The sequence below is a fragment of the Eubacterium sp. AF15-50 genome, assembly GCF_934835595.1.
Lineage (GTDB): Bacteria > Bacillota > Clostridia > Lachnospirales > Lachnospiraceae > Eubacterium_G > Eubacterium_G segne.
Genome location: NZ_CAKVZL010000051.1, coordinates 1 through 15165, shown reverse-complemented (window position 1 = coordinate 15165; position 15165 = coordinate 1). Strand labels below are relative to the sequence as shown.

The window sequence follows — 15165 nt, the reverse complement described above, 5'->3', positions numbered from 1 at the left end:
GTTCTGCCTCAACCATAACATAAACACCTTTTGCCTCTAAATATTCCTCTAATGCCTCTGCAATCTGTTCCGTCATCTGTTCCTGTATCTGAAGTCGCCTTGCGTAAACTTCCACTGTTCTTGCCAGTTTACTTATTCCCACAACTTTTCCGTTAGGAATATAAGCAATATGCACTTTACCATAAAAAGGCATCAGGTGATGTTCACAGGTAGAGTAGAATGTAATATTTTTCTCTATAACAACATTTTCGTTGTCACAGGAAAATGTTCTGGACAAATGCTCTGCCGGAGTTTTGCCCATTCCGGCGCATAACTCTTCATACATTCTTGCCACTCTCTCCGGAGTATCCTTTAACCCCTCTCTGTCAGCATCTTCACCGATACCTTCTAAAAATAGTCTGACTGCTTCTTCAATTTTTTTCTTATCAAACATGTCAATCTCTCCTTCCGGCTTTAACTGTTTGTTTTAGCTTTAATATATTTCTTTAGTGCCCTGCGCAAATCCTTTAAATACGATAATGAACCAAAGGCAATAATTAAATCACAGTTATTAACATTAACTGAATTTATTGACATTTTAACTGCCTCATCCATTCCTTTTGCGCAAATAACATTACTGTTATATGATCTTATGGTTTCTGCCAATATTTCTCCATTAAGAGCCCGTTCATTATCAGGTGTTACGGTAATAATCATTTCCCCTCTGCCTGCTATCATTTCCGCCTCTTTTTTAAAGTCCTTATCGACCAACACTCCCATTATAAAGGTAATTTTCTTATTTGTAAAATACAAATCTATAGAATCCCTTAATTCTTTTATTGCTCCGGGATTATGGGCACCATCAATAATAAATAAAGGTGAATCATTTATAACTTCCATTCTTCCCGGCCAATTGGCATTTAAAAGTCCTTTTTCTATGTTTTCTTCAACCTTAAATCCACGATTTTCCAGCGCCAAAGCTGCTTCTATGGCTGTAATTGAATTTTTAACCTGATATGTTCCGGGCATTTTTAATTCTATTTTATAGATTTTCCCGTTAGATGCCTTATATTCATATAAGGTTAAAAATCCTTCAGCCTTTATACCATACGCATTTTGACACAATATGAAAGGAGCCTTTTTTAATTCTGCTATTTTCTTTATGGATTCTACAGCCTCATCAGTCTGATTCGAAACAATCACCGGACAGTTGTCCTTAATTATTCCCGCTTTTACCCTTGCAATTTCACCTATTGTACTGCCTAAAAATTTTGTATGGTCAAGACTTATAGTTGTAATAACACTACACAGTACCTTTTTAAACACATTTGTGGCGTCTCCTTCTCCTCCCATTCCACATTCTACCAGCACTACATCACATTTTTTTCGCTTAAAATATTCAAACGCCATGGCTGTTTCTATTTCAAAAGGAGTTGGGTGCGGCAATGATTCCTTAACCATTTCATTGCATTTTGATTTTATATAGGTTAAAATATCCGCCACCTCTTCCTCTCTTATATAGGTATTATCCGTTCTTATTATTTCCCTATACTCAAAAACTGCCGGTGAGGAATATCTTCCTGTTTTGTATCCTGACTCCATTAAAATGCTTTGCAAAAATGCCGAGGTTGAACCCTTTCCATTGGTTCCTGCCACATGAATCACCTTTAGTTCATCCTGAGGATTTCCCATTTTAGCAAGAAGTGTTTTTATGGTATCAAGTCCTAACACACTTCCATATTTTTTTATTGCTTCCATATATTCCATTGATTCATTATAATTCATATGATCTCTCCTAAAGCCTGTTTTTTACACAAAAATATTGTCGCATTCATCTGAACATCTGATAAATACGACAATATTTTAATTATTCATCATATACATTTTTTTCGCTTAAAAATCTTGTTGCTACATAACCGGTTTTTCCGTTATATTTGATTCTTGTCCAGTCGCCTTCATTACTTAAAACCTCAACCTTTTCACCTTTTTCAATAGTAGTAACTACGTTATCTGATGAATCGGTGCTTGCCTCACTTCTTAAATTTACACCATCATTAGTATACATTGATGTAGATGCTGAAGCGTTGTCACCTGTTGTAGCACTTTCACTTTGATTTTCAGTCTTTGTAGTCTCCACGGCTTTGACTGTTGTTTCCGCTGCTGCATTTTTCTTATTGGTTGTTTCCTCAACTGTTGTAGTTTCAACTACAGTAGTAACCTCAACGGTAGTAGCCTCTGCTGTTGTTTCCTTTGCTGACTTGTTGCCTTTTTTTGAAGAACATGAAACACCGATAATAATAATCAGTATAAGAAGTATCACTACACCTGCAATTCCTGCTAATGTCATATTTCTCTTCTTTATTTGCTCTGCTCTTTTTATCTCTGCGTTTCTTCGTCTGTTTTCTACGATTCTCTTTATTTCTTCATCTCTTGTTTCTGGCATAAAATATCACCTTCTACTGTAAATTTTCTTCTTCCTCTATAATCTCGTCATATTCTCCGGACTCAACTAATTCATCAAAAGCATCTGAAGCTAAATAAAATTCTGCTTCTGTTTCAATGTTATCAAGTCCCGGTTCACCATCTTCATCTTCATAATATCTGTAAAGATATACTTCTCCCTCTTCATTTTCAGGTCCTTCTGTAGGAAGCAATGCGATGTAATCCTGTCCGTTTTCTGCTTCAAAGATACTTACCACAAGGCAATCTACTTCTGTATCATCATCTAATGTAAGAGTTACAAATAAATCCTCATCTTCTTCAAACTGATTATTATTTCCCATATCATCCTCTTTCTGCGTAAACACGCCATATATTTTAACGGATATTCTTCTATGCAAAAAATATCAAAGGAATTTCCTATTCCCATATTCATTACTACTTTATCAGAATAAAACACAAAATGCAACAAAACAAGGACTTTTCACGAAAAGTTAACATATGATTTCATTAGCAAACATAGACATTTCCACATCACACCCTAAGCTTTGTGCCACACCATAAACACACAGTTCTTCTATTGCTCTAGTTATTGCCACATAAAAAACTCTTCTTTCTTCTTCATAATCCCTTTCCCTTACCGCCTTTGAGGTAGGCACAACTCCCTGATTTGCATCTAATATAAACACGATTTTAAATTCCAGTCCCTTAGAACCATGCATTGTTATTATATTTATCCCTTCTTTATCTTTCTGTGACCTGTTATTTTTTTCATTTTCTATTGACCATATCCACTCCTTTAAGGTATTGTATTTTAATGCTTCATTGTAAATATCATCCATTTGTTTAATCAGGGCTTCTCTTTTCATATTATGGTCAATAGCGTATTTTCTCAAATAATTTTCATAGCCTACTCCGTGTTTAATATATGTTATAGCCCCGGAAGGATTTAGCTTTCTTACCATGTCAAAATGGAATTTTAATTTTTCTATATTATCTGTTATTTCTTTACTTTCCTGATATATTTTCCTTAATTCTTCAAAATCTATACTATTTTCCCCTATCACCGCTAAATTTATGTATCTTTGTGGTTTATTAACTATTTTTATAAAACTGTCATTGTCTCTCAGAGGCATTTTATCATAGGTTATGGCTGCTTTTATGTAATTAATTATATCTTCTGCCACCATTCCCCTATAAATGCTTTTTTCCCCTTTTTTACTTTTTGAATCTATGCTTACGTTTTTTAGAAAATCGGATATTTCCGGAATCTGGCTGTTATTCCTTACTAAAATTGCAATATCTGACGGCTTAACTCCCTTCTCCAAATATTTCTTTATTTTCTTTGCCACATACAATAATTCCTGATTCTTATTTTTAAATTGTCTGACATCTACCTCTTTTCCTCCCTTTGTATTAGGTATTATATTTTTCTCATATCTGTTTTTATTATTTTTTATTAAGTTTTCTGATGCAGCTACAATAGTTTCCCCGGAGCGGTAATTAATATTCATGATTATAGTTTCTCCATTTTCATAATCCTTTGTAAACTGCCCCATTATTTCAGGGCACGCCCCTCTAAATCCATATATGGACTGGTCATCATCCCCCACTATAAAAATATTGTTATCAGGGCATGCTAACATCTTCACTGTTTTATATTGAATAGTATTAATATCCTGAAATTCATCAATTAAAATATACCTATATACATTCTGCCATTGTTTCAAAATATCAGGTCTTTTAACAAACAATTCATGACACCTTAAAAGGATATCATCAAAGTCAATTTTCTTTTCCTTTGACAATGTTTTCTCATACTCCCTGTACACAAGCAAAAATTCCTCTTTTTTGCAGCATTTTGGTTCATAATCAATTAAATCAACCATATTGCCTTTAATATTTCCTATTTCGCCGATTATACCTTGTATAAGTTCCTGTGTGTTATCTGATTCTATATGTTTTCTAAGAACGATTTCCCTTAAAATGTCATATTTTGTTCTTTCTGTTACGATACAGTTTCCCTTATATCCCAATGACATTCTAAGTATCTTAAAAAATATCCCATGAAATGTGCCAAAAGTCACCGGATATGTCCTATGCCCTTCCGCCATAAGTTCTGTGAACTTCTTTTCCATATGAACAGCCGCCGCCTTAGTAAAAGTAACTACCATTATACTCTCAGGTGCAACTCCTTTGTTTATTAGATTCTTTATTCTATGGGTAATAACTGTTGTCTTTCCTGAACCCGGCCCTGCCAATACCATAGCTGGACCTTTTAAAAAATTAATAGCCTGTTGTTGTGATTTATTAAACATGTATTCCTTTCCGTACTCTATCTCCATCAGCAGTATATCATTATTATGTTGTTTTGTAAATATTATAAGATGTTTTATAGCGAATTTGCTGTTATGCTGTTTTTGTAATTGTTTGTTGTTAATAGAAGCATTTGTTGCAGAAATTGATGTATTAAAGTTTTTTGAAATTGGCTTTAGGCAATTATTGCCAGCACCACGTAGTTGGGTTGGCAGTTGTGTCTGGGGGATGGCACTTGGGGGGATGAAACACATGATATTTGTTTTTCAACTGCCCCTTTTTCACTAAATTCATTTAAAAAACTTGTGAAATGCCATTTGACCTCTTCTTTTCCAACTTCCAATGGTACTTTTGTTGTTGCAATCAATTGTTTCTCCTGTATAGGTACCATTGAATTTTGTCAATTTCAATTCTCAACTGTATATTGCCATTATATATCAAAAATTTCATAGAATTTTAACTTTACGGAAAGTCATATTTACAGTATCAATTTTCTGTAAGTTTTCTCCCTGCATACTTCTAACCTATGAATTGATTTATTTTACAAGAAATTTTTGTTTAATTGTATTATTTACTGTATATATCCGCCCCAGAAGGTGCTTGCACCGCCTCCATCACTTTTGTGAGGAAAATATTGCACCTATCTTCAATGTTTGTCATCTCCACCACGAATTTTTTTATAAAGGATTACCCTCTTGCTTGACAAAGAGCCAAAAAAATGGACACCACTTACATGGTATCCATTTCTATATTTTATAACTTATACTTTATAACTTATATTTCACCCATAATTTCTACTGTGCTGCCTGGGCATTTTCTAACAGTTCGATGCCTTTTTTGATTCTCTTTATGGATTCATCTTTTCCTATAACTTCCATTATTTCGAAAGCACCGGCAGGTGTCATCTGCTTACCTGAAACTGCTGTTCTAAGAGGCCATAATGCCTGTCCGTTTTTGCAACCTTTCTTTCCAATGTATTCAAATACAAGTTCATGAAGTCCATCTACTGAATAATCATCCGTTTCCTCTAATGATGGCAAAAGTTCCTTAAGAACTTCTAATGAATTGTCAGTGTTTGTTTTCATTTTCTTGTGAGTATACATATCAGCACTGTACTCAGGAAGTTCCTCAAAGAAATCTACCATAGCACCAATCTCAGGAAATACTTCAATTCTTGTTTTTACCATATCAAGTATTTTCTTAAGATCCAAATCTTTTTTAATAACTTCCTTAATGTAAGGCATTGCTTTTTCATAGAATATGTCGTTATCCATTGCCTTAATGTATTCTCCATTCATCCATTTAAGTTTCTGAATATCAAAAACTGAAGGACTTTTGTTTACTTTATGGTAGTCAAATGCTTCTATTAATTCATCAAGAGAAAAAATTTCTCTGTTATCTTCCGGACTCCATCCAAGAAGAGCAATGTAGTTGACAATTGCCTCAGGTAAAAATCCCTGCTCCACCAAATCTTCATATGATGAATGACCTGAACGCTTGCTTAACTTCTTGTGTTCCTCATCTGTAATAAGTGGTAAATGCACATATTTTGGTGATTCCCAGCCAAATGCCTCATACAATCTCTGGTACTTCGGTGAAGATGAAATATACTCATTTCCTCTTACAACATGAGTAATTTCCTGCAAATGGTCGTCAATAACATTTGCAAAATTGTATGTTGGATATCCGTCTGATTTAATAAGAATCATATCATCTAATTCTTTATTTTCAACGGTAATTTCACCATATAATTCATCATAAAAAGTTGTTGTGCCTTCTGTAGGCATATTAATTCTTATAACATATGGCTTTCCTGCGTCAAGATTTGCCTGAATCTCCTCCTTTGAAAGGTGAAGGCAATGCTTGTCATAAACTGTTATTTCCTTTCCATCCTCTCCAACGGAAGTTTTAAGTTCAGCTAATCTTTCCTTATCACAGAAACAATAGTAGGCATTTCCTGATTCAATAAGCTGTTTTGCATATTTCATATAAAGACCTGATGCCTGACGTTCACTTTGAACATATGGGCCAAATCCCTTATCCTTATCAGGACCTTCATCATGAATAAGACCTGTCTGTTCCAAAGTCCTGTAAATAATATCTACAGCTCCCTCAACATATCTTTCACGGTCTGTATCTTCTATTCTCAAAATAAAATCTCCGCCCTCATGCTTTGCAATCAGGAATTCATAAAGTGCCGTTCTTAAATTTCCAACGTGCATCCTACCTGTAGGGCTTGGAGCAAACCTTGTTCTAACCTTTCCCATATTCTCTCTCCTGTTCTTTACTAATAAAAAGAGTATCCTGAGATACTCTTTAGTGATTCTTATTTAAGTTCCTCGAAATACTTTACAGCTTCCTTAATAGAAACCTTAAATTTGTCATCAGATGAATTGTCAAACAGGAATATATTCTTTATGCCTGTTGGAACTGAAAAATCTAATTTCTTAACATATTCATCCCAGTTTTCTAACTTCCATGTATCTCTGTCGGAATTTCTTGCAATCATTCTCTGTCTGCATACTTCAACGTCACACTGTACCCATACAACTATAAGTTCAGCACCTTTCTTTTCCAAAAGCTGACGTCTAAGATTCTCCATGTATCCCGGAGTTCTGACCTCTCTTGTGTAAGGTGCATTAATAAATACAGTATCATTATATTCTAATGCTTCCATTGCAATTTCCATAATGCAATCATATTCATAATCTCTTATTTCTGCTTCAAAGAAATCTGAGCTTCTGTTATATTCCTGATTTGCCACAACAAATATCTGCTTTGATAAAACGATTAATGAGTCTTTATCAAGATATACACAGTTTGGAATGGCCTTTGCCAGTTTCTTCGTTACAAATGTTTTTCCACAAGCAGGTGGAGATGTTACTAAAATCAATTTCTTCATAATATTACAACCTCTTCTATATATAATAAAATCATTACAATTTAACCCAATTTCTCTTCATAATACCACCAAATACGCTTCTTAGTCAACACTATAAACTACAAAAAATGACAAAAAAACATAACTCTTTTATTTATAAAGATAATTATTACTTTTTCATATATTCTATTATAATAATTATTACAAAAAATAATACATTAGAAGACTGTAAGATATATTAAAAATTCTCACATATAGCTATAAAAACAGGAATGGCTTCTTAGAGATTCCTCCAAGAAGCCACAAAATTGAAAGGGTTTAGATTATTATGTTACCTAAAAATCTAATACTCTTATAGTTTAATAATTAAAAACGTTTTTTGCAATAATGACGAACTATTTTTTTATCTTTTGTAATTATTGCACAAATAATCCCCTATTATTGTGAAAAAAGAAAACAATATTCATATATTTTGTACAAATAAACATTCGTTTCCCCCTTTTAAAATTTTGTTTTTTTAGTCAAAACTAATAAAAATTCTTTTATTACCTTTAGCTATATAACTGACCGTTATTTTCCTGTTCATTTCCTGCAAGCTTAATGTTACTGTCATCCATTTTCACCTTTGGAATAACTATAGGCGGAAGTCCTGCATTAACCATAATTGTAGTTATAAGAGTTCTTACATTAGGATATATTTCATCATATGCCTTTTTATGTATTTCCTTCTTATCCATTCCCGGCTCACAATCTAAGAATGCAGTAGCACTAATTTTAAAATTGAAATCCATTGGTGCTGTTTTTTCCATCATGTCAATAGTCAGATTTGCTGCGCAATGAAGATTATCATTAGTGTATTTAACATTAAATGATGCTCTCTGCTCAATATCTAACTTCACCTGTCCTTCCAATTTATTTGTAAGGTCAATTTCTTCTACCTTCATTCCTTTAAATATTAATTCACCCATTTTTAACCTCCTATCCGATTCTTTCGTAGCATATTGTCTGCTAACTGTAACTATTACATTCTATCATAAAAAGAACTCCCTAAAAAGAGAGTTCTTTAACAAATTTATATTTTTTGCTATTTCTTAGTATCTACATACAGTTCAATCATCTTAGCGGCAGTGTCAAAGTCAACCTTTCCTGTATTTATGCATATATCATATCCTCTTGAATCTCCCCACTTGTTCTCACAGTAGAAATTGTGATATACCTTACGCATCTTGTCAACTTTCTTCATTTTATTTTCTGCCTGCTTTGCATCTACATTTTCCCGCTCCATAACTCTTTTAATCTTGCTTTCCTTATCACCGGTAATAAATACCGTTACAAGGTTAGGATTATCTGCTAAAATTTCATCAGCACATCTTCCGACTACCACAAAAGATTCCTTTTCCTCATCAGCTTTTTTCTTTAAAAATCCAAACTGCTTAATGGCAATCTGCTGTTCAAGGGAAATGGTGCTTCCTGTAATAGGCATTGGCATAAAAGAAATGCTAATTGGCCGTTCATCAAATTTTTCCAGCATCTCTTTGCTAAAATGTCCATCCTTTGCAATTTCATCTAAGAGTTCTTTGTTATACAACGGTATGTTGTAATGCTCAGCCAATTTCTTTGCAATAACATGACCACCACTTCCGAATTCACGTCCTAAAGCTATAATTATCTGTTTCATAATGCCGTCCTCCTGTCTCAATTTTGTTACCTTCATTATACCACAAACTGCAATAAAATCACAGTAAAATCAGTGTGTATTTAACTTTAATTTTAAAAGAAAAAAGGATAGAATTACGAAAATCCTATCCTCTTTATATCTTATTTTAATCTAAAAATTTATAGCTTCCTTTAACGATTGCCTTATCAAATACAATGTACATTGCAGGTAATATGCAGATTACGCAAAGCATACTTACAATAGCACCTCTTGCCATAAGAAGACAAAGGGAACTAATCATATCTATACTTGAATATACACCTACACCAAATGTTGCTCCAAAGAACGTAAATGCACTTACCATAACTGATTTCATTGTAGCCTTAAGAGCATCGCCTGCTGCTGCCTTTTTATCTTTTCCACTAGATCTTTCCAGTTTGTATCTGTTGGTCATTAATATTGCATAGTCAACTGTAGCACCTAACTGAATGGTTCCAATAACAATAGATGCAATAAACGGCAACGTCGTATTAGTATAGAACGGTATACCCATATTAATGAATATAGCAAATTCAATAACTGCAACAAGTATTATAGGAAGTGAAATTGACTTAAATACTAAAGCAATGATTATGAAAATCAGGAAAATTGAAACAAAACTTACTGTTGCAAAGTCTTTGTTTGTTATTTTAATAAGGTCTCTTGTACAAGCTGCCTCACCTACTAACATTCCGTTTTTATCATATTTCTTTATAATTTTTTCAATTTCATTACACTGATTGTTAGCTTCATCTGAACCTGTTTTGTATGCGGACATGAAGATAAGCATCTCATGTTCATCGCTTTCTAACTCTTTTGTTAAATCCTTAGGAATAAATGATTCCGGAACAGAACCGTCTAAAACGCTTTCCTTTCCTAATGCCATTTGTACTCCATCAACCTTCTTAACTTCGTCAAGCATAGCTGATACGTCTTTTGACTTTACATCTGAATCTAACAAAATAATGTTCGCAGAACCTAAATCATATTCCTTTGAAATCTTATTCTGGGCAACAACGCTCTCTAAAGAATCCGGAAGACTTAATGTTAAATCGTAGTATACCTTTGTGTTGGCCTGACCATAAATTGCAGGTACTAACAAAATAACAAATACTGCAATGAAAATTTTATAATGTTTTGCAATCCATCTAGGTACCTTATCAAAATCAGGTAAAATATGTCTGTGTTTTGTCTTCTCAATTGCCTTGTGGAATACAAGGATAAATGCCGGAAGAATTGTTACACATGATATAACTCCTAATACAACCCCCTTTGCCATTACCACACCAAGGTCTAAACCTAAGGTGAAGCTCATAAAGCAAAGTGCTATAAATCCTGCCACTGTTGTTATGGAACTACCTACAACTGAGGATATTGTAGCCCTAATGGCATCTGCCATGGCCTCATATTTATCACCATTTGTCTTTTCCATATGTTCCTCAAAGCTGTGCCATAGGAAAATGGAGTAGTCCATTGTAACACCTAACTGAAGTACCGCCGCTAATGCCTTTGTTATGTAGGATATTTCTCCCATAACAAAATTGCTTCCTAAGTTATAGACTATAGCCATACCAATACTCAAAAGGAAGAATACCGGTATCATAAATGAATCCATAAGTAATGATAAAAGGATGATGGATATTACAACTGCAACACAAACATAAATCGGTGTTTCCTGTTCAGCCAAATCCTTTGTATCTGTTACTATTGCAGAAATACCACTTATTAAGCATTGGTGCTTTGTGACCTTTCTGATTTCATTTATGGCTTTCATTGTTCCGTCACCGGAACTTGTATCATCAAATATTACCAGCATAATTGTTGATGTATCTTTGTTAAATGCATCATATACTTCGCTAGGAAGCATTGACTTTGGCATTCCCAAATCAGCAAATGAATCATACCATAATACCTTACTTACATGGTCAACCTTTTCCATTTTTTCTTTAAGTGCAGATACGTCACTGTCGCTCATTTTGTCAACCATAACAATTCCAAATGCACCGGAATTAAATTCATCCATCAGGATGTCCTGACCTGTCATTGTATCAATTCCATCAGGAAGATAATATAAAAGGTCGTAATTTACTCTTGTATTGAAGTAGCCGATTGCCGATGGTATCAGTAAAAGAACTGCAATAATCAATATGGCATATCTGGCTTTAACAACAAATTGTGAAAACTTCTTCATAAAATATCAGCTCCTTTACTTTTCAGATTTAATTTCTGCTGTTTTGAAGATAAACTTAACATCTCCACTCATGTCACTGTTAATTCCTGAGAATGAATTATACTTCTTTCCTGCGTTTAAAACATCTTCGATTTTGTTTACTGCATCCTTAGTATCTTCTCCGAATATTTCAGTAATCTTGCTGATTCCTTCTTTATTTAATTTAATTGTTCCATCCTTTAAGTCCTTAGTACCGTTTGCTAATGTAACAATACCATTATCAAGAGTCTTTGTTCCGGCTGCTAATGTTTTAGCACCATCACTAATCTGTGATGCACCTGAATTTACAGTTCCGATACCACTCTTAATCTGTGGGCTTGCAGCGCCAATCTTGCTCTTAAGTTCACCTGTTCCTGATTTAAGGTCAGCTGTTCCTTTGGCTAAAGTTGATGCTCCTGTGTTTAACTGCTTAATTCCTGAATATAACTTTGTAACTCCACTGCTAAGGGATGTTGTTCCTGCTTCAAGGGAATCCATTCCTGCAAGTAACTTCTGAATATCTGCTGCACTTGCACTGATTTGTGCTTCAAATGTACTCTTTACACTTTCAAGAGTCTGAACACTGTAATAAGCCTGAAGTAATGTATAATATGTGTTTACATCAAGACCTTTAGCTGTAAGAACTGTATTTAAATCCATGCCTTTAGTAACAGCTCCATTTATACCTTCAACAATCTGATTTAAAACCTTTTCACTGGAAATCAATCCGCCTGTTGCTGCATTTAACTTAGCAATTATTCCATCTATCTGTGTCTGAATAGATGATGGTGTTCCCTGTAATGTCTGCGCTAACTGCTTAACACCTGCATTTGCTTCTTTTGCACCTTTATTTAATGCCTTTGCTCCATTGTTAAGTCCCTGGGATTTCTTTGTATCCTCAAATGCTGCCTTGGCAGTTGCTAAACCTGATGATAAATCTTTTGCACCTTTGTTAAGTTTGCCTGCTCCATCATCAGCTGATGCAAGAGCTTCTAAAAGTGACTGATTAAATATTGAATACTTTCCTAATAACTCTTTTGTTCCATCTGATAATGTTGAAGTATATTTTGCAATATCAGAAGCACCGCTGTTGATTTTTGATGAACCGCTCTTTAATTCATTAGCACCATTATTAAGCTTTGTGGCACCATTTACCAATTCATCAGTTCCATCCTTTAATTCATCCATTTTTTCCTCTATATCAGAGAAATCAAATGTATCCTTTAAATCAATGTCACCTAATTCCGATGTTGCAACTGTAAGTGCCATATCCATTGAAAAATCCTTAACATCAGCTGTAATAGTAACACTTTCAGGAATATCAATGTCACTAATGTAATCCTTTGCCTTGTCAATTGTATCAAGGAGATGATCCTTAAATCCCGGAGCTGCATATCCTACAACGATTTTGTTATCATCGTAATCTACTACTTTTCCGTTATCTACTGTTACATTTGAGAAGTTATCATCTAAAATCATTCCTGTTAATGTAATAAATGGAACAAAGTTTCCTGCAACTTCTTTTGAATTGTTTGTGTAATCATAAACAATTTTTACCTTACCACTTTTTCCTGCTAAATCTTCAGGAGAAATTTCCTTATCATCAAGATAATATGAAACCTTAATATCAATTGGTGCTGACTTTGTTGTTGTTCCCTGATATGAAATGTCCTTGCCTTTGTTTTCCCATATCAGCTTACCATTATCTGTGGTAAATGCCTCATCACCACTAATATTTGTTATATCTGTTAAATCTGAAACATCACTTATGTTGTCTTTTCCTTTCACCTTAAGAACATCACTTACTGTTGTTTTGGTAACTGTTCCGTCAGCATTCATTTCAACATATACTGTTTCTTTCTTATCAGTGTCCTTTGCATCTCCTAGCTTGCCTGTAAGCAACGCCTCAACATTTGCCTCATTGTTTGTTTCCTTTGCAGTGCCTAATGTTTTGTCAGTGTTATCTGTAGTCTTTGTTGTTCCACAACCACTAAAGCCACATACAACCATTGACGCTACTAATGTTAAACTAATTCCTTTTTGAATGTAATTCTTCATAACAAACTTCACTCCTTTATAAAAAATCTAAAATAAAGTATACAGTTATGTATCTTTTAATCATTAGACAGTTTCATAACTGTATTTATTTTTTGTACTAACTTATAATTTTGCATATACGCCGTCTGCTTATTTATCTGTTTCATTTTTGTGATACAAATATAATTCGTGCCCTATCTTTTCTGAGCTAAAGGAAATATCCTGGAGTAGCTGTGCTAACTCTTCTTCTCCTTCTTTCATTCCTTTAAGTGCCCAGTCAACTATAATTCCCGTAAGACCGTATGCAAAAAATCTTGCGTAAATGTCACGCATCTTTTTATCAAGATGAGTATAAAGGTTTAAATCTTTTATCGCCTTATTAAATAACTCAATAAATATTCTTTCAAGATATACCGAAAAGAAATCATTGTTAGACTTTATGGTATTCATGAAAAACTGCTTTTTCTGTTTCATATAAACCAAAAGCTCTAATATCTTCTCTCCCCAGTTATCAAAAGTAAGATCCTTTGTCAGGGGAATTACCAGTTCCTGATTGTAAATCCAGGCAAGTAACTCATACTTGTCATTAAAATGGTAATAAAAAGTCTGTCTGTTTACACCACAATGTTCCGTAATGTCAGCAACCGTTATCTTATCAAGTATTCTGGTTGAACCTAGTTCTTTAAGGCTTTCAGCCAGTGCCTTTTTGGTAATGTTTGAATTGGCCATGTGACTTCCTCCTTCTATAAATTTATTACATATATTTATTTTTTATACTTGTGTACAATTTCTTGCTAGATGTATAATAACACCCTTTTACACATTTGTCTAGTTTTTTTATTACATTTGTCTGATTTTTTATATTATGACTGTTTTTTAGTCGTGAGTTTGTATTATAAAAACATCTAAACATAAAACTTTATTTGGACATTAAAAGAGACCGTCGAACTGATATGTACCAATTCAACGGTCCCCCGTAATTATATTATTATGTTGTTATTTAACAACTATATTGCTCCAGTTGTAATCTACTTCTTTATATGAAGGATCAACTACCTTAAGAATATTATTATATAAGTAATCATGTGCAGTGCTTGTATTCATCTTCTTTGACTGATACAGCTGATCACAAATCTTATATACTGAGTAAGTATATGCCTTACTATATACGTAGCTTCCATCACTAAGAACTGCGTATGCTCTTACCTTATATTCTGTTGTAAACTCTCTGGCAGTGTTTGTACTAAACAATGTAGTTCTTACAAAATATGTTGCTGTTGTTGAATTTCCAAGAACTGTATTACTTGTTCCTGCCGGTGTAGAATCTAATGAAACTACATATTTGTTAGTTGAACCAACATACATATCTGCATCTGTTACTCCCAAAGAATTTCCATCTATTGTATCTACCGCATAAACAAATCCCCACTTAGTAACATTCTTTCCATCTATTGTAGGTTCTACAGAACCAACAACTCTACTTCCTCCAAGAGTCGTACTTACCTGATATCCTTCAATATTAACATCATCACTGATTGTAATAGTCTTAGGATCAGCTGTAGTAGGTTCCTCTGTCGGTGCCTGTGTAGGTGCTTCTGTTGGTGCCTC

Annotated in this window: 14 protein-coding genes; all 14 read right to left on the bottom strand. The window is 33.9% G+C overall.

Annotation, left to right across the window (positions count from 1 at the left end; genetic code table 11):
- The coding region (gene folE, locus Q5O73_RS06940; protein ID WP_302669338.1) for a GTP cyclohydrolase I at window positions 1-433 on the bottom strand (433 nt) is incomplete at its 3' end.
- Between the two features lie 20 nt (window positions 434-453).
- Window positions 454-1764 carry a folylpolyglutamate synthase/dihydrofolate synthase family protein gene (locus Q5O73_RS06935; RefSeq protein ID WP_302669337.1) on the bottom strand — a complete coding sequence of 437 codons (1311 nt, stop codon included), beginning with the start codon at window positions 1762-1764 and terminating at the stop codon, window positions 454-456.
- A gap of 82 nt (window positions 1765-1846) precedes the next feature.
- Window positions 1847-2422, bottom strand: a complete 576-nt coding sequence (locus Q5O73_RS06930) for an SH3 domain-containing protein (protein WP_021953753.1) — start codon at window positions 2420-2422, stop codon at window positions 1847-1849.
- Window positions 2423-2435: 13 nt separating this feature from the next.
- Window positions 2436-2762: a DUF1292 domain-containing protein gene (locus Q5O73_RS06925; protein ID WP_021953752.1), complete on the bottom strand. Its 327-nt coding sequence runs from the start codon at window positions 2760-2762 to the stop codon at window positions 2436-2438.
- A gap of 150 nt (window positions 2763-2912) precedes the next feature.
- Window positions 2913-4736, bottom strand: coding sequence for an ATP-dependent helicase (locus Q5O73_RS06920; RefSeq protein ID WP_302669336.1), 1824 nt, complete (start codon window positions 4734-4736; stop codon window positions 2913-2915).
- Window positions 4737-4909: 173 nt separating this feature from the next.
- A complete protein-coding gene (locus Q5O73_RS06915; protein WP_302669335.1) occupies window positions 4910-5101 on the bottom strand; it encodes a hypothetical protein in 192 nt (63 codons plus the stop codon).
- A 427-nt stretch (window positions 5102-5528) separates the two neighbouring features.
- Window positions 5529-7001: a glutamate--tRNA ligase gene (gene gltX / locus Q5O73_RS06910; protein WP_302623957.1), complete on the bottom strand. Its 1473-nt coding sequence runs from the start codon at window positions 6999-7001 to the stop codon at window positions 5529-5531.
- A 59-nt stretch (window positions 7002-7060) separates the two neighbouring features.
- Window positions 7061-7636 (bottom strand): AAA family ATPase, encoded by a 576-nt coding sequence (locus tag Q5O73_RS06905; protein WP_021953749.1) that lies wholly within the window; start codon window positions 7634-7636, stop codon window positions 7061-7063.
- A 530-nt stretch (window positions 7637-8166) separates the two neighbouring features.
- Entirely contained in the window at window positions 8167-8583 is a 417-nt protein-coding gene (locus tag Q5O73_RS06900; protein WP_021953748.1) for a hypothetical protein, read from the bottom strand.
- Between the two features lie 116 nt (window positions 8584-8699).
- Window positions 8700-9293, bottom strand: coding sequence for an AAA family ATPase (locus tag Q5O73_RS06895; protein ID WP_021953747.1), 594 nt, complete (start codon window positions 9291-9293; stop codon window positions 8700-8702).
- Window positions 9294-9438: 145 nt separating this feature from the next.
- The gene (locus Q5O73_RS06890; RefSeq protein WP_302669334.1) at window positions 9439-11502 is read right to left on the bottom strand and encodes an RND family transporter; all 2064 of its coding nucleotides are present in this window, start codon (window positions 11500-11502) and stop codon (window positions 9439-9441) included.
- Between the two features lie 15 nt (window positions 11503-11517).
- The gene (locus Q5O73_RS06885; protein WP_302629098.1) at window positions 11518-13578 is read right to left on the bottom strand and encodes a hypothetical protein; all 2061 of its coding nucleotides are present in this window, start codon (window positions 13576-13578) and stop codon (window positions 11518-11520) included.
- 129 nt (window positions 13579-13707) lie between these two features.
- Entirely contained in the window at window positions 13708-14286 is a 579-nt protein-coding gene (locus tag Q5O73_RS06880) for a TetR/AcrR family transcriptional regulator C-terminal domain-containing protein (RefSeq protein ID WP_021953744.1), read from the bottom strand.
- 267 nt (window positions 14287-14553) lie between these two features.
- Window positions 14554-15165: hypothetical protein (locus Q5O73_RS06875; protein WP_302669333.1), on the bottom strand; the 612-nt coding region annotated here is incomplete at its 5' end.